The following is a 16,570-nucleotide window of genomic DNA, read 5'->3' as shown; positions in this document are numbered from 1 at the left end:
ATGGGTAAGCCTAGAAAATTTGACCGCAATATTATTGTGATTGGTGCTGGTGCAGCCGGTTTGGTTGGCGCCTATATTTCTGCGGCGGTAAAAGCCAAGGTGACACTGATTGAGTCGGGCAATATGGGGGGCGACTGCCTGAATACGGGCTGTGTGCCCAGCAAAGCGCTAATTCAGTGTGCACGAGTTGCCCACTCGGCGCGCACAGCAGAGCGTTTTGGTGTACAAGTGCCGGAGCCGGAAATTAATTTCCCGGCGGTGATGGCACATGTGCGTAAGTCTATTCAAGAGATAGAACCTCACGATAGTGTTGAGCGCTATAGCGATCTGGGGGTGGAGGTGGTTCGCGGGCGTGCGCGACTTGTTGATCCCTGGACTGTCAGTATTACTCAGGAGGGCAGCGAGGAGCACCGTCTGACTGCCCGTGCCATTATTCTCGCTACTGGCGCTGAACCGGCGGTACCACCTCTTCCGGGATTGGATACCGTCAACTATCTGACTAGTGAAACGCTTTGGGATCGATTCGCGCAACTGGATAAGGCCCCCTCTCAATTACTGTTGCTTGGGGGGGGGGCAATTGGTTGCGAGCTGGCCCAGGCATTTGCGCGGCTGGGTTCCACGGTCACCTTAATTGAGCGGGCTGAGCGCCTGCTGCCCCTGGAGGATCATGAAGTCTCCGCAGCCGTTTCCCGGGCGCTGGAATCAGAGGGGGTGCAGCTTCTCACTGGGCACGAGGCTATCTCTTTTGACGGGAATAAAGATGGGCTGGGGGGCGCGTTAATCCTGCGAAATTCCCAGGGTGAAATACAGGTGACATTTGATGAGATTATCCTGGCCCTTGGTCGGCGCGCCAGAACGGGAGGATTTGGTCTGGAGGCGCTGGGTATTGTGCAGGACGGTAAACTACCAGTGGATGGCTATCTGCGCACTCGCTATCACCATATTCTCGCTGCTGGGGACCTTGCGGGCCCCTACCAATTTACCCATATGGCAGCGCACCAAGCCTGGTACGCCGCTGTAAATGGGCTTTTTGGAAGTATTAAAAAATTTGCGGTGGATTACCGCTTGGTACCAAGCGCAATATTTATCGATCCGCAAGTGGCCAGTGTCGGTCTCAGTGAGGACCAGGCCACTGAGCAAGGCGTAGCTTATGAGCTGACCCGCTATAGTATTGATGATCTAGACCGAGCGATTGTCGATGGCGCCGCAACTGGTTTTATCAAAGTACTTACGGTCCCGGGCAGGGATAAAATTCTGGGAGTTTCTATTGTTGGTGAAAATGCGGCGGAGTTAATTGCCGAATTTGTATTTGCCATGAAGCAGGGCATGGGCTTGAACAAGATTTTGTCTACTATTCATATCTACCCCACCATGGCAGAAGCGAATAAATTTGTTGCGGGAAATTGGAAGCGGGCTCATGCACCGAAAGGGTTGCTTAGATGGCTGGAAAAATACCATCGCTGGCGGCGCGGCTGAGGTGGGGATAGTGCAATATAGTGTGATTGTACCGATATTAAATGAGCGAGAGCAGCTACCGGAACTGGTGGCACAATTAAAAGACCTGGTTGCTTTTAGCAGTTGTGAAACCATCTTGGTGGATGGCGGCAGTAGTGACGGCAGTGTAGAGATGGCTACCACCGCTGGGCTGCGGGTGATTCGTAGTCGACGCGGCCGGGCGTTGCAAATGAATGCCGGCGCGTCCGTTGCCCGTGGGAATTGGTTGTTATTCTTACATGCGGATACCCGCCTGCCCAAAGGAGCTCTGAGCGCGATTGCTTCGGCTTCAGTTCGGGGGGCGCAGTGGGGTCGGTTTAATATTCGCATCTGCGGAGACAGTGCTTGGTTCCCCTTGATTTCCACCATGATCAATTGGCGCTCCCGCTTTAGCGGAATCGCCACTGGCGATCAGGTGATGTTTGTGCAGCGCTCGCTATTCAAGGAGGTGGGAGGCTTTGCCCCACAGCCGTTGATGGAAGATATAGAGTTGAGCAGGCAGTTATTGAAAACGACCCGGCCGCATTGTCTGCGGCAGAGAGCCATGACCTCTGGGCGTCGCTGGCAAAGGTTCGGGATATTGCGCACGATCTTGTTAATGTGGCGGCTGCGCTTCGATTACTGGCGCGGGGTACCGGCGGAGTCCCTGGCGAAGCGCTATGAGTGATAATTCGAATCCCTCTCTGCGCTTGGTGGTGATGGCCAAGGCACCGCTGCCGGGCTACGCGAAAACCCGTCTGATCCCTGCCCTGGGGGAGCGAGGTGCGGCATCTTTGGCAGAGCGGTTATTACAGCATACGCTGGCAGAATCCGTGAGGGCCGATATTGGCCCGGTGGAGTTGCACGTTGCTCCAGACTCCCGTCATCCCTTTTGGCAGAGTTTGCCTATGCCCCTGGGGGTTTCTTTGCACGACCAGTCCACGGGTGATTTGGGTCATCGCTTGTGGCAGGCCGTAAAGAATACCTGCGCGGTCAGTCAGGGGTTGCTCCTACTGGGCACTGATTGCCCGGCGCTCGACGCGGAGCGTATCCGTGAGGCGGCCGCAATGTTGACGCACACCGATGCGGTGATGCATCCGGCCAAAGATGGAGGCTATACCCTGTTGGGGCTCAAGCGGATGCATTCCAGATTGTTTGAGGATATTGACTGGAGCACTGAGGTGGTGGCACAGCAGACCATGGAACGCCTGCAGGAGTGTGCAATGCACTGCCAGATGCTGGAAGTACTGGCCGATATTGATGAGCCCGAAGATTTGCGGTATTTACCCCCGGCCTGGAGGGTATCTTAAAAAGGGGGAGGACTTCTCTGAAGTGCCTGGCTAAGCCCATGAACCGGAAATCGAACAGCTTTTGAGAGGGCGTGATTTCTACGATTAACTTTGCAGAGTAGGGGTAGGAGTAGGAGTTGTGGAGTTTGGATCAAGAAAAATGATTTCCCGTATAACCTGCCAGTTCCCATTCTCATGAATTAAATCGATACCCAGCCTTAACTTTCTTTCCTGGCCTGATAGATTGTTTATTCGCGAAAAAATCACCAGGGCGCTATTGTTTTTCACCTCGACATGGTGAATTTTTTTCCAGGCATTTAGCGGTAACTCACCTGAGTCACGCTTCGCTTTAAACAGATCGATAAATGCCGATTTGTCCGCGATCGTCAGCTGATCCGAGTCATCCAGTATGAAGGCCTGCATATCCCTATGATAGATACTCTCCAGCTGGGCCACTCTGCAGTGGACTCCCGCCTGTACAAGGTAATCAATAAATTGTTCGATTTCTTTTACTGCGGTTTTCTCTTCCACCACTCAAGCGCCTCAAAAGTAGACCGAATGAATACAGAAACCACTGAATAATTTTGCGAAATCTCTTGGAGCCGTGAAGAAAGCCGCTTGATACTCTGTCGGGAGAAAGTTTTAGGAACTCCTAGAGTGCGGGGGCGGCACTGGCCTCGGCTTCCACGGCACTGTTTTCCGCGAGAACGCCGCCGTTTTCATCATTGGCTGCCAAGCGCTGTTCTGCGATGCGACTGCTCCAGCTCAGCAGGGCCTGGTAATGGCGGATATTCTGAACGTAAGTGACTGGCTCCCAGCCGCGCGCGTAGCCGTGCTTGGTGGATTTGTAGTATTGGCGCTTGGCCAGTAACGGCAGATGATCGCGTACATCGGGCCACAGGTCCGGGTTGCTGCCCATGCGCTCGGTGAGAACACGGGCATCTTCCAGGTGGCCGTAGCCCACGTTATAAGCGGCCAGCGCCATCCAGGTCCGATCGGGTTCGCGAATACGCTCCGGCAGTTTGTTGCGAATCTGCACAATATAGCGAGCGCCTCCCTCGATACTCTCTTCGGGATTGAGGCGGTTTACTCCCAGGTCTCTGGCGGTATTTAAAGTGAGCATCATAAGGCCGCGTACCCCGGTGCGTGAGCGCGCACGAGGATTCCAGTAGGACTCCTGGTAGCTGAGTGCCGCCAATAGATGCCAATCCAGTTCGTACTGGTCGGCTACCTTTTGCATTGCACCACGCCACTTCGGCAGGCGTTCGCGGCTGCGTTTGGCAAATGCTTGGGCACCGCCCACATTTAGGTCGCTGACATGGCCAAAAAATTCTTCACGTAGTTGCGCGATCATGCCATTGGTATTGGCGCGCAACATAAACAGGCGTGCACTCTGGTACAGGCTGTCGTCATCACTCTTGGGAAAGGCCCAGGAAACCGGTTGGAACTGGCTGAGATTAAAAGCCACAGCCGTATTCGGGTAGAGGCCGCGATGCACCGCGTAGGCGTTGGAATCTACCACCGCATAGCTGTACTGCCCCTGCTGCACCATCTCCACTAACTCCATGGCGTCCACATCGGAGATTTCCTCCCAGTGCAAGCCCGGGTAGCGCCGGGATAATTTTTTCATTTCCTCGGCGTGGGCGCTGCCGGCGATCACCGCGACGGTTTTTCCTTCTAGGTCGCTGGTTTTGCGCGGGCGTTTCTCGCCTACGCGGTAGATAATTTGTTGGCGGACCTCGAAATAAGAGGGAGAAAAGCGCACCTGTTCACGGCGTTCGGGGGTGACAGTGAGGCCGGCGGCGGCGAAGTGGGCACCCTCGTCGGGGTCGCGTAGCCGCTCGAACATATCGTCCAGGCTGTGCACATCACGGATAACCAGTTTAACCCCGAGCTCTTCGGCAAAGGCGTGCAGCATGCCGTACTCAAAACCGGTGGGGTTGCCGGAGGCATCTTCGTAATAAGTGGTGGGGCCGTTTTGCGAGAGGACAACCAGCTCGCCGGAGGCTTTGATACGCTCAAGGGTACTCGGCGCTTTACTGGCGACTAGCAGGGAAGCGCAGCAGGTTAGGGCGAGCCCTTTGCACACGCGGCGGACATAGCGCAGCACTCGGCTTCTCATCATCATAGGCTGTCCCCTGTAGCTTGTCCGTTGTTTATATCGCTGTTATGCCTAAGGCCTGGTGGGCTATTGCCACCAGGGCTTCCTGGCCAGTGCTGGCACAGTCCGCCAATTTTACCTTATTTGATGACAATCTGCCCAATTTGGCTTTTGGTCACTGTGACCTGTGCGCTTGAAAAAAAGTTGGGACTTTTGTAGGAGCTATTCGGCGTCTAGCGATAACCGTGTATTTACTATCAAATTTGTTCGCCTTTTGAACATTTTGATTGGTAATTGGTTCATGTGTACTGAAGTGCAGGGCGGGTGTGTTGGTGTTGCAATGCTTCGGGTACAATTGCGCCTCTCAAATTTCCGGGGCCTTGTGCGATTCTTCTTTCGCGCATTTTTTCTCATTCAGATAAGAGGCAACCTCCCGCAATGCTAGTTCTGCGTGGTGCTCCCGCACTGTCGAAATTCCGCCATAAGAAACTGCTCAACCAATTGCGCGCGCTGCAACCGACCATCGACGATCTCTACGCCGAGTTCGTACACTTTGCAGATAGCGACGCACTGGATAACAAGGAGATGGCACTGCTCGAGCGATTGCTCCAGTACGGTCCTACTGAAGAGAAGCACGCGCCGAAAGGTGAGCTGATCCTGGTGGTACCGCGTCCGGGCACTATCTCCCCTTGGTCCTCCAAGGCCACCGATATTGCCCACAATGCGGGGCTCACCCAGATCCACCGCCTGGAGCGCGGTGTCGCTTACTACCTCAGCGGTGTGGTGTTCGATGAAGCTGAGCGCCAGGCATTGGCTTCGCTGTTGCACGACCGCATGGTTGAGATGGTATTTAGCGATCTCGAACAGGCGGAGCAGTTGTTTGTAGAGGAGGCTCCGCGCCCACTGCGCGGCGTGGACATTCTCGAAGGCGGCCGCGAAGCGCTGGAAGAGGCCAATGTAACTTTGGGGCTGGCCCTGGCTGAAGATGAGGTCGATTACCTACTCACCAGCTTTCAGGAGTTGGAGCGCAATCCTACCGATGTAGAGTTGATGATGTTCGCCCAGGCGAACTCCGAGCACTGCCGCCACAAAATCTTTAATGCCACCTGGACCATCGACGGCGAAGAAATGCCGCACTCCCTGTTTGGCATGATTAAGAACACCTACCAGAAAGGCGGCGACAATGTCCTGTCTGCCTATGCGGACAATGCCGCCGTTGTGGTGGGCAATGTGGCTGGGCGCTTTTATCCGGATCCGGATAGCAAAGAATACGGCTTCAGCAGTGAAGCGATTCATTTGCTGATGAAAGTCGAAACGCACAACCACCCCACCGCAATTGCACCGTTCTCTGGTGCGGGTACCGGTGCCGGTGGTGAGATTCGCGATGAAGGCGCGGTGGGCCGAGGCTCCAAGCCGAAAGTAGGTCTGACGGGCTTTACCGTTTCCAACCTGCAAATTCCCGGTTGGGAACAGCCCTGGGAATCCAATTACGGCAAACCCGAGCGTATCGTTACCGCCCTGGATATTATGATCGAGGGCCCCATTGGTGGCGCCGCCTTTAACAATGAGTTTGGTCGCCCGAATATCTGCGGTTACTTCCGGACTTTTGAAGAGAATTTTGACGGCGAGCGCCGTGGTTATCACAAGCCGATTATGCTCGCCGGTGGTTACGGCAATATCCGCGAAGAGCATGTAGATAAGCCTGAGTTTTCCCCTGGCGCGAAGCTAGTGGTACTGGGTGGCCCGGCTATGTTGATCGGCCTCGGTGGGGGTGCCGCCTCCAGTATGGCCAGCGGTTCCAGCTCTGAGGACCTGGATTTTGCCTCGGTGCAGCGTCAGAATCCCGAAATCGAGCGCCGTTGCCAGGAAGTGATCGACCAGTGTTGGCAGCTGGGTGAGACTAACCCCATTGCCTTTATCCACGATGTGGGTGCGGGTGGCCTGTCCAATGCCTTCCCCGAACTGGTGAAGGATGGCGGCACTGGCGGTAATTTCGAGTTGCGCAATGTACCCTGTGATGAGCCCGGCATGAGTCCGCTGGAAATCTGGTGTAACGAATCCCAGGAGCGCTATGTACTGGCAGTAATGCCGGAAGACCTGGAACGCTTCGAACAAATTTGTGAGCGCGAGCGCGCGCCTTACGCCGTTGTCGGTGAGGCCACGGAAGACAAGCATCTGCTGCTGAATGACACCAAGTTTGAGTCCAAGCCGGTGGATCTGCCCATGTCTGTATTGTTCGGCAAGCCGCCGCGCATGCACCGCGAGGCAGAGACGCGTCGGGCTGAGACCAAGGCATTTGCCACTGCAGATATCGATCTCAATGAAGCGGCTGAGCGCGTGCTGCGCCTGCCTACGGTAGCCAGCAAGAGCTTCCTGATTACCATTGGCGACCGCACCGTAACTGGCCAGGTATCGCGTGATCAAATGGTCGGCCCCTGGCAGGTACCGGTGGCGGACTGCGCGGTGACCACCGTTGCTTACGACAGCTATGCCGGTGAAGCCATGTCTATGGGGGAGCGCACCCCGGTGGCACTGTTGGATGCACCGGCTTCTGGTCGTTTGGCGGTAGGTGAGGCGATCACTAATATTGCCTGTACTCCGGTCAAACAGCTCTCCGACATAAAACTCTCTGCCAACTGGATGTGTGCCGCAGGCCACCCGGGCGAAGAGGAAAAACTCTATCGCACCGTTGAAGCTGTGGGCATGGAGCTGTGTCCGGAACTGAATATCACCATTCCGGTGGGCAAGGACTCTATGTCTATGCGCACAGCCTGGGAGGAAGAGGGCGAGCAGAAGGCGGTTACCGCACCGCTATCTTTGGTCATTACCGCGTTTACCCCGGTTACCGATGTCCGTAAAACCGTTACCCCGCAACTGCGCACCGACAAAGGTGAGAGCGAACTATTGTTGATCGACCTGGGTGCCGGCAAAAACCGTTTAGGCGGCTCCTGCCTGGCGCAGGTCTACAATGAGCTGGGCGATACGCCCGCGGACCTGGATGACGCCAAGAAGCTAAAAGGCTTCTTCGAGGTGGTACAGAAGGCGCTGAACGAAGACCTGATCATGGCTTACCACGATCGCGCGGATGGCGGCCTCTTTACGACCCTGGCGGAAATGGGCTTTGCCGGTCGTTTGGGTCTTGATGTGGAAATCTACGAGCTGGGTGAAGACCCGATTGCCGCATTGTTTAGTGAAGAACTGGGTGCCGTATTACAGGTCCCCGCGTGTGAAGCGGAGATGCTGGTACAGCGCTTTGCCGCTGTTGGGGTTCCCGCGCATCAGATCGGTTACCTGAACAACAATGAGCACCTGTGCATCACCAATAATGGTGTGGAGATCTTCAAGCGCTCCCGCGCTGAGCTGCAGCAGATCTGGTCGGAAACCAGCTTCCGCATTCAGTCTCTGCGCGATAACGCCGACTGTGCCGAGCAGGAATTTGCCGCGATTACCCAGGAAGACCCGGGCCTTTCGGTGAATCTCACCTTCGATATCAACGAAGATATCAGCGCGCCTTATATCGCCAAGGGTATTCGTCCGAAAGTTGCCGTACTGCGTGAGCAGGGTGTCAACAGCCAGGTGGAAATGGCGCACGCCTTCCACCGCGCCGGCTTTAATGCCGTGGACGTGCATATGAGCGATATCCTGGCGGGCCGTGTAGCTTTGGATGAGTTCAAGGGCCTGGTAGGTTGTGGTGGCTTCTCTTACGGTGACGTACTCGGCGCCGGCGAAGGTTGGGCCAAAACTATTTTGTTTAACGAGCGTGCCCGCGATCAGTTTGAAGGCTTCTTCAACCGCAAGGATACTTTCGGTTTGGGGGTGTGCAACGGCTGTCAGATGTTCTCCGTGATCAAAGAGCTGATTCCCGGAGCCGACCACTGGCCGCGCTTTGTGCGCAACCTGTCGGAACAGTATGAGGCGCGCTTTGCCCTGGTCGGCGTTGAGGATTCCCCCTCAGTGCTCTTTAAGGGAATGGCCGGCACTTATATGCCCGTAGCGGTTGCCCACGGCGAAGGCCGGGTGGAATTTACGGACCAGCAGGCACTGGAGAAGTGTGAGGCTTCCGGGACCATCGCCATGCGCTACCTCAATAACCAAGGTGAAATAAGCCAGACCTACCCAGCCAACCCCAACGGCTCGGTCAATGGTGTTACCTCCCTGTGTTCCGAAGATGGCCGTGTGACTATCATGATGCCGCATCCCGAGCGCGTAGCTCGCGCGGTCAGCAACAGCTGGCATCCGGATGAGTGGAAAGAGGACTCCGGCTGGATGCGCCTGTTCCGCAACGCTCGAGTTTTTGTTGACTAAAGCCTTTCTGGCACCTCGATATTATATCGGGGTGCCAGTTTTTATGGGCCCGCTAAATAAGCGGGGGAATACTTTAATACGTCATCAAAAATTTTCGTGTAGTGCAGAGTCAAGCTTGGCGCTAATCACACTCTAGTCCTCTATTGGCTTCTCCCTTTTCGTTTCTTTCCTTTTTCGCAAGCAACACAGATATTTCCTGCTACACTTAAAGAATTATTCGAAATAACTTCTCTGGCTATGGTGCAGTTATCTGTATCGATTACACAGTATTTACTTCGCCTTCATGCATTGAATTGGCATGGCAAGGTGCTCACAAATTCCCACCGTTTGATCTTCCGCTTGTCGCGTTTTCACTGGCGTAGATCCCAGCAGTACCCGGAATACTCTTTCCCACCCAGCAAAAGTGATTAAGGAGATTGTCATGGCGTACAACGAGACTTTGGTAGAAAAAGTGCGCAATTTATTACAGGGAAATCAAGGCCTCTCTGAAAAGCAGATGTTTGGTGGCCTTGCATTTATGTTGAATGGCAATATGGCTTGTGGGGTAGTCGGTGAAGAGCTGATGGTACGTGTCGGCCCCGATAATTATCAGGATGCGCTGGCAGAACGCTACACCAGGCCAATGGATTATACCGGACGCCCCTTGAAGGGCATGGTTTATGTGGAAGAAGATGCCGTGGAGCAGGCTCTGGACGATTGGGTGAATCGAGGAGCGGAGTTTGCTGGTTCACTGCCACCCAAATAACTTGATTTTGCGTAGCCGTGGGGATTGAGTTTTAAAGCGCCCTAAATTTTTATCGTGTGTTTGACACCTATTTATCTGTCTGTTTTTTTCGTTTTTCTCACGAAAAAACTTAAGCCGCCTAAACTCAGCGTCGAGCGATGTAAATGCAGAAATCGCTGGTTATTGTGTTGAGAAACGCTGCGGTTTTTGGCGGAGGTATCGATTATGTACTTTCTCGAGTTTAACAACGGTGTGGAGATCCCCCAAATCGGTCTGGGGATGGCTTCGGTAGGTAGTTGGCAACAGGATGACGAGTATGTCAAAGAAGTAGTCCTGAAAGCGATGGCCATTGGCTATAGGCACTTTGATACGGCCTCTGTGTATGGTAATGAGCGCGCCTTGGGGCGAGCCATTAAGGAGTCTGGTCTGCCTAGAGAAGAGTTGTTTATTACGAGTAAGGTCTGGGATACCGAGCAGGGCGGCAAGAAAACACACGATGCCTTTGCCCGGAGCCTGGAGCGTCTGCAGCTGGAATATCTGGATCTCTACCTGGTTCACTGGCCGGTACCGGCTTATACACGGGAGACCTGGGAGGCGATGGAGGCCTTATACCAGCAGAGGAAAGTGCGCGCCCTGGGGCTGTCCAATTTTCGTAAGTCTGATATTGAGCAGATCGCTAGCTTTGCTGAGGTGCCCCCTGTTTGTAATCAAATTGAGTTACACCCCTATTTTACTCAGCAACCACTGGTCGATTACTGTCAATTTCATAAGATAGCGATCTGTTGCAGGTCTCCCCTGGGAGCAGGATCTATATTTAAGGCCGTAGAAAAAGAGGCTAGGCCAGATGTTGACCCTGTGATAGTGCAAATAGCTGAGAGATACTCAGTCACTGCCATTCAGGTTATATTGCGTTGGAATATTCAGCAGCATAGGGTGGTCTTGCCAAAATCTGAAGTGCTGGATCATATCCTTAGTAATTTCTTATTGAGCGAATTTAATTTAAGTAACGCTGACATCCAAGCTATTAATAACTTAAATTGTAACAAGCGTTTTGGTGGGGACCCGGATTTTGTTCGCAAAAGAAATATGATGATGAAAGTGCCTGACTAATATTCACTTTTTGAAATGCGGGCAGATAAAATTTTCTTGAGAACTTTATTTTGATTCTTATTGACAAAATTAATTTGAAGCCATTTTCCGGATCAGCTCGTAGCTTGCAATAGCGCAGGCCGAGGTGACATTCATTGAGGAGTTAACCCCGTACATAGGGATATGCACAGTCATATCGGCAATTTCCAGCAGCTCTTTGGCAACCCCATCTTTTTCCGCACCTAATACCAGACAGACTCTGTCTCCCTTGGCTATGGGGGCCTGACTTAACGCTAGGCTGCAGGCCGTAATTTCCAGGCAGACAATCCGATATCCTTGCGCCTGTAATTGCAGTGCTGTGCTCAGGGCGTTTTCGGCATACAAATGGGGAACATGTTGTTCTGTCGCGCGAGAGATTTTGCGTATCTTAGAGTTTGGTGGCACCAGACTGGTGCCTGCAAGATACACGTTCTCAACCCCCAGGGCATCGGCAATACGGAATAAGCCCCCGATATTACTGGGCGTGCGAATATCAGTTGCCAGATAACAGAGAGAATGGGTGATGCTTTCCGGTGAGTGGTCGCTGTGCACTTTCTGCATGGTAAATCTGTTGGTGAGTAATTCAGGTCGTTGTTTTTTCTATCGTTCCACGGGTCCGTTGGTTTTCTAGAGATGCGGTGGCTTGGCTATTGCGCATCCGCTCTACCAGTGAGGGTTCCCTGTTGGCTTTTTGGTTTTGCACCTGGATGGCTTGGCGGTAAACCTTATGGGAAACAATAAATTCCTCGGCCCGCTGGTTGATTTCACTATAGCGGGTGTTGAGTTCTGAAATCTTGTTGGAGAGGTGTTCCAGGTCGAGGATGCGGTCAAAGTAAAGGGCAATAAGTCGCTCACATTCCCTGGCAATAGCCAGGTATTCATTGCCGACTTGGCGGTGTCCCTCGTAGTTTTTCTTGAAATTAAAAAAGGTCTGTACGCCTCCCAGTAGGGCGGCCAACAGGGCCAGGGCAGCGCCACTCCATTTGGTCCAATCTGGAAGTTCAGCATTGATCAAAGAAAAGAATAGAGAACCGAGAAACAGGTTGACCACTACAACCGGCACCCCGCAGAGCACATGAAGGTTGCGACCTTTCATGGAGGCGCGGAAGTGACTGTGCTTGCACAGGTGGGCATTCCAGCGCAGCTTATCCAGTACTGCCACTGTATTGGGTATCTTACTCATGAATCCTTTCCGTCTCTTTCGCTCTCTTTTTGACTGCGATAGTTTGCCGGATATAGCTGAGATGTACAGGGTGAAGTACTGGAGCGTTGCTGAATGCCTATTTAATAGGCATAGATTTTCAAGGGCTTTGTGCTGGCCGTGAGTGAGCGCCTACCCGCACAGGTAACGTTCCTAGCATTTGGACTAGAAGCTATAGGTAACACCGACAGCGGAGAGATTGGACTTGTCATCCTGGATTTCATAGATCGTGTGCTCTAGGGTGATGCCCCAGTCACCGGTGGACCAATTCACTTCAGCGCCGTAGTAGGGATTACTGCCGCTTTCCTTGTCGCTGTCCCATTTATAGGACCCATTGGAAGGTTCTACTTCATAGAGCCTTCTAGCTTCGCTATACCTGCTGCGGGTCCCGGAATATGTACTCCTGCCATTGGTCTCTTCACACCACTGATGAACACCTAAACGGAAGCCGGCATTTAGGTTCTGTTGGACTTGCGTCGAGAATGCCAACCCGAGGCTATAGGATTTGAGTTTGGTTTCGCTTGTGCTTTTGTAATCGTAGTTTTCTATCACGATGTCATCATAGTCATAGTACATCTCAGGGGTGTGAATACTGAATTCATAATCCCTGTGGATAGTGCCCAGATTGGCCATGCTGCCTTCGATAGCAACGTAGTTATTGACTCGGTAGCCAAAAGTAAAAGCGTAGCCAGTTGAGTTGAGGTCCTTCTTCACCGCAAAGTGGTCTTCGGAGTCAAATTGCACATACCCTAGAGAGGCTTTCAAATAAAAGGGCTGTTCACCAGCGTAAACGCTAGTGCTGGCCAGTGCTATCAGGGCGGAGAGAGCGATTTTTTTCAAGGGATACCTCTAGAGAAAGTGACTGCAGACACAGAGTTAAAAACCGAGTGTTAAAGGTCGTAAAGTCATGATTGGCGCGCATTGTACATTTGTACTTATAGGGCTGGAAGTTTATCGGCCGCTCTTTGAGTATTTGCTTTATGGCATCGAAAAGATAAATGGAAAATTCATCATTTGGCGACTCTTAGGTGAGCCACATTTGGCCAGACTCTATGGATTGCCCGAGATAAAGTACTGCGCAATCCTTTTGCTTTCTTGTATTTTGTACACCCCTGTAGGTGCGGAGTGGTTGTTGGATCTTCGCCAATCTCTTGGGGGTAAGTGAATAAAAAAAGTTAATTCTTTTGGGGTTGGGAGAAGTTATGTCGGTCATGCGGCAGCAATTTATAGTTTTGGGACCGTTACTAGCGGTTGCGTTTTATATCCTTTTAACCGCGATGGGGATGCAATATCTACCCGCAGTCACCGCCGGGATTACTCTACTCACGGTGACCTGGTGGGTGACAGAGGCGCTGCCTATTCCCGCTACCTCACTGGTACCTTTTGTACTTCTGCCCCTATTTGGAGTGACTGATCACAAGACGGTAGCGGCATCCTTGGGCAGCCATGTGATACTGCTGCTGATGGGCGCTTTTATTCTATCGAAGGCACTCGAGAAGAGCGGTGCCCATGAGCGCCTAGCCCTATATATGCTGCGTATCTTTGGCGTCTCTAGTGGCCGGCGCCTGGTTCTTGGTTTTATGCTCGCGGCTGGATTTCTCAGCATGTGGATTTCCAACACGGCCACAACCCTGATGATGCTGCCTATTGCTCTGGCAATTCTTTCCCGAATTCAAAATCAACGCCTCACCGTTGCTCTAATACTTGGAATTGCCTATGGCGCCAGCCTGGGCGGAGTGGGTACACCGCTGGGGACGCCACCCAATGTAATTTTTATGGGAATTTACGAGGAGGTGACAGGCCGTGAATTTAGTTTTCTCGGATGGATGAAAATCGGGATACCGGTTGCCCTGGTCACCCTACCAATTATGGCCCTGTGGCTTACGCGTAATGTCCATTTGCAGAATGAGATCGAGCCTCCACAGGTGGGTGAGTGGCGGGCCGAGGAGAAGCGGACTCTGCTGGTTTTCGGTGTAGCAATTTTCTTTTGGGTAACCCGTAATGCCCCATTTGGTGGCTGGAGTGGTTGGTTGGACATTGAAGCTGCAGGAGACAGTACCGTTGCTCTGGCTGCAGTGGTAGCAATGTTCCTGGTGCCTAACGGCCGGGGAGGACGTCTGCTCGACTGGCAGACCGCGGAAACCATCCCCTGGGGTATGCTGTTGTTATTTGCTGGCGGTATTGCCTTGGCCAAGGGTTTTACCGCCTCGGGATTGAGCGCCATGCTCGGGAACGGTCTATCATTCCTGACCGCCATGCCCCTATGGTTGATGTTGATAATTTTATGCTTGGGAGTTACTTTCCTAACGGAGATTACCAGCAATACGGCCACGGCAACCCTGCTGATGCCCATTCTCGCAGTAGCCGCCACCTCCGCAGGTTTCGATCCCATGGTGTTGATGATTCCCGCAGCCATGAGCGCGAGCTGTGCTTTTATGTTGCCGGTTGCCACTGCACCGAACGCGATCGCTTACGGTACGGGTAAAGTGCGCATGCAGGATATGGTACGGGAGGGTGCAGTACTGAGTGTGACGGCATCATTGATTATTGCTGGGATGTGCTGGTTGATACTGGTCTGATGCTTTTACTTAGTTTGACAAAGTGTACGTATGAATGGGAATTCAAAGTTCGCAAACTTGTTTCTTAGTCAGGGCTATCTTTTTGGCGATTCAAGGCTTTTGGCTACTGAGTAACTGTCCTAGAATCCACATCCTTTGGCTTTAGAGGTGTAACCGCCTGTTTTCCAATGTGAGCAGAGTGGTGATCATTGTGTGTGGTATGGAGGGTGTTCGTGAAAAAAGCAGAATATAAAGTTGCCGTTGGGAAATCTGGATTTTCTAGTCTGGAAGAGGAAGTGACTAGATTGTTGAATGAGGGCTGGAAGCCTATTGGTGGCTTGGCCTTTAATGCTGGTTATCCATATCAGGCTATGGCCAGGGTAGTTTCTATGCCCAAGTCCACATCCGGTATTCCTACTGAGAGTCAAAGTTTATCTGAGCAAGAGTCCACCAAGAAGCAGCCCCTCGGTGCCCAGGATGCAATGCGCCTGATTGATGAGCTTACTTGATAACGTATCTTTATCGATGTAAGGGTTATACCCCTTACATCGAGGTATTTTCATAAGGTGGATTGGTAATCTTGTTTAGAGCTTAAGGGGCCTGCAGGAAGATGGTTCGTAACCTACCTACTTCTCTTCCTATCAATACTGCTGCGGGTTGATTGGGAGCACATAAATACCCCATTCCATCAAAGGTCTGATATATATAGTTGGCATTCATAAGCCTATGGGCCAGAAAACGGGTGTTCAGAATTCAGTGTTTTTTTACACTAAGTGGGCGAATTAGTGTGATTAAAGCCCGTGATATGTTCGGATTTGTATATTTTTCCAGTAAATAAGTGATCGGTGAATGATTCAGGCAAGATTTAAGAGTTGTAAGAAATATAGGTAATTCGTATGCGGAATTTTCTTGAGATAGAAGCACCTGTAATCGACCGCTTCGGTGGCATGAGTGGGCTTCAAGCGAAACTTAGAAAGCCGCTGCCATCTGATCAGGTATTAACCATACCGGATAACCTGTGGCTATCAGCGGCTTCTCGCGCTGTTTTCCAAGCAGGTTTCAGTTGGAAGGTAGTAGAGAAAAAATGGCCGGATATTGAGAAGATATTTTACGGATTTGACCTTTCCTTCTGTAGGTATTTATCAGAGGAAGCACTCGATGATCTGATGCGTCAGGAAGGGATGATCAAGCATTGGACAAAAACTCGCTCCATTCAAAGGAATGCAGATTTCTTTTGGTGTTTATCTGATGAATATAGGAGTTTAGGCGAATATTTTTCCAGCTGGAATACCGAAAATTATGTGGACAACCTTAAATACCTGCGGAAAGGCGGCGATCGATTAGGGGGAAAGACAGCACAAGTATTCCTTCGCCGCATGGGGGTGGATACGTTGGTGTTTGCCAGTGATACCATCCGAGCCTTGATTAGAGAGGGGGTAGTGAATAAATCTCCTTCTTCAAAGAAAGATTGGCTCGCATTGCAAAATGCCATTGAAATCTGGCAGGGGCAGTCAAACCGCAGTCTGAATGAGATTAGTCAGATACTCTCCCTTTCGGTCGGATAGTGTTTAAGGATTATTGCCTCAGTTTTTATGCATTTAGCGATGAGTAGGCTTGATGCCGCATCTCTTGGGGCTGTTGTTAAGTCCTTTTGTGCATGCTGAATATAAGTATATTTTTCGTTGTTTTTATTTGGGTTTCAGCGTTTTGATTGATCCTAGATTCCCATAACAACCGACACACTTGGCAATAGCGAGAGAGGTCAGCTGGCTGTAGGCTAGTAAGCTTCCA

The 16,570-nt window shown here is 51.9% G+C and carries 14 protein-coding genes; 9 read left to right on the top strand and 5 right to left on the bottom strand.

The window, feature by feature from the left end; genetic code table 11:
- Genes Q1A69_RS15420 through Q1A69_RS15410 form a run of 3 tightly spaced genes read left to right on the top strand, consistent with a single transcriptional unit; the run spans window position 1 to window position 2,783 of the window.
- Window positions 1–1,476, top strand: coding sequence for an FAD-dependent oxidoreductase (locus Q1A69_RS15420; protein ID WP_299587225.1), 1,476 nt, complete (start codon window positions 1–3; stop codon window positions 1,474–1,476).
- On the top strand, window positions 1,418–2,161 hold the full coding sequence (locus tag Q1A69_RS15415; RefSeq protein ID WP_299587222.1) for a TIGR04283 family arsenosugar biosynthesis glycosyltransferase: 744 nt from the start codon (window positions 1,418–1,420) through the stop codon (window positions 2,159–2,161). Before Q1A69_RS15420 ends, Q1A69_RS15415 begins: the two co-directional genes overlap by 59 nt.
- Window positions 2,154–2,783: a TIGR04282 family arsenosugar biosynthesis glycosyltransferase gene (locus tag Q1A69_RS15410; RefSeq protein ID WP_299587219.1), complete on the top strand. Its 630-nt coding sequence runs from the start codon at window positions 2,154–2,156 to the stop codon at window positions 2,781–2,783. The genes Q1A69_RS15415 and Q1A69_RS15410 overlap by 8 nt, the downstream gene beginning before the upstream one ends.
- A gap of 84 nt (window positions 2,784–2,867) precedes the next feature.
- Here Q1A69_RS15410 and Q1A69_RS15405 read toward each other — a convergent pair whose 3' ends face one another.
- Together Q1A69_RS15405 and mltF are read right to left on the bottom strand one after the other, a co-directional pair.
- Window positions 2,868–3,296, bottom strand: a complete 429-nt coding sequence (locus Q1A69_RS15405; protein ID WP_299587216.1) for a hypothetical protein — start codon at window positions 3,294–3,296, stop codon at window positions 2,868–2,870.
- Window positions 3,297–3,414: 118 nt separating this feature from the next.
- On the bottom strand, window positions 3,415–4,890 hold the full coding sequence (gene mltF / locus Q1A69_RS15400; RefSeq protein WP_299587214.1) for a membrane-bound lytic murein transglycosylase MltF: 1,476 nt from the start codon (window positions 4,888–4,890) through the stop codon (window positions 3,415–3,417).
- Between the two features lie 411 nt (window positions 4,891–5,301).
- Here mltF and purL point away from each other — a divergent pair, with 411 nt between their 5' ends.
- From purL to Q1A69_RS15385, 3 genes are all read left to right on the top strand, one after another.
- Window positions 5,302–9,168, top strand: a complete 3,867-nt coding sequence (purL, locus tag Q1A69_RS15395; RefSeq protein ID WP_299587211.1) for a phosphoribosylformylglycinamidine synthase — start codon at window positions 5,302–5,304, stop codon at window positions 9,166–9,168.
- Between the two features lie 421 nt (window positions 9,169–9,589).
- Complete coding sequence (locus Q1A69_RS15390; protein WP_299587208.1) at window positions 9,590–9,913, top strand: TfoX/Sxy family protein; 324 nt, start codon at window positions 9,590–9,592, stop codon at window positions 9,911–9,913.
- Between the two features lie 204 nt (window positions 9,914–10,117).
- A complete protein-coding gene (locus Q1A69_RS15385) occupies window positions 10,118–11,002 on the top strand; it encodes an aldo/keto reductase (protein WP_299587205.1) in 885 nt (294 codons plus the stop codon).
- Between the two features lie 69 nt (window positions 11,003–11,071).
- Here the strand turns inward: Q1A69_RS15385 and Q1A69_RS15380 are convergent, their stop codons facing one another.
- The 3 genes from Q1A69_RS15380 to Q1A69_RS15370 form a co-directional block, all read right to left on the bottom strand.
- Window positions 11,072–11,581: a TrmH family RNA methyltransferase gene (locus Q1A69_RS15380; protein WP_299587203.1), complete on the bottom strand. Its 510-nt coding sequence runs from the start codon at window positions 11,579–11,581 to the stop codon at window positions 11,072–11,074.
- A gap of 22 nt (window positions 11,582–11,603) precedes the next feature.
- Window positions 11,604–12,203, bottom strand: coding sequence for an SLATT domain-containing protein (locus Q1A69_RS15375; RefSeq protein ID WP_299587183.1), 600 nt, complete (start codon window positions 12,201–12,203; stop codon window positions 11,604–11,606).
- Window positions 12,204–12,386: 183 nt separating this feature from the next.
- The gene (locus Q1A69_RS15370; RefSeq protein ID WP_299587180.1) at window positions 12,387–13,061 is read right to left on the bottom strand and encodes an outer membrane beta-barrel protein; all 675 of its coding nucleotides are present in this window, start codon (window positions 13,059–13,061) and stop codon (window positions 12,387–12,389) included.
- A gap of 362 nt (window positions 13,062–13,423) precedes the next feature.
- Between Q1A69_RS15370 and Q1A69_RS15365 the strand changes: the two genes are divergently transcribed.
- The 3 genes from Q1A69_RS15365 to Q1A69_RS15355 all read left to right on the top strand — a co-directional run bounded on the left by Q1A69_RS15365 (window position 13,424) and on the right by Q1A69_RS15355 (window position 16,344).
- Window positions 13,424–14,800, top strand: a complete 1,377-nt coding sequence (locus Q1A69_RS15365; protein WP_299587178.1) for an SLC13 family permease — start codon at window positions 13,424–13,426, stop codon at window positions 14,798–14,800.
- Between the two features lie 212 nt (window positions 14,801–15,012).
- Window positions 15,013–15,288 carry a hypothetical protein gene (locus tag Q1A69_RS15360; RefSeq protein WP_299587176.1) on the top strand — a complete coding sequence of 92 codons (276 nt, stop codon included), beginning with the start codon at window positions 15,013–15,015 and terminating at the stop codon, window positions 15,286–15,288.
- 387 nt (window positions 15,289–15,675) lie between these two features.
- Window positions 15,676–16,344, top strand: a complete 669-nt coding sequence (locus tag Q1A69_RS15355; RefSeq protein ID WP_299587174.1) for a DNA-3-methyladenine glycosylase I — start codon at window positions 15,676–15,678, stop codon at window positions 16,342–16,344.
- The last annotated feature ends 226 nt before the right edge of the window (window positions 16,345–16,570 follow it).

The sequence above is a fragment of the uncultured Microbulbifer sp. genome, from assembly GCF_947498635.1.
GTDB lineage: Bacteria > Pseudomonadota > Gammaproteobacteria > Pseudomonadales > Cellvibrionaceae > Microbulbifer > Microbulbifer echini.
Note: the sequence above shows the minus strand (reverse complement) of the source record. Positions and strands in the feature narration are given on the sequence as shown.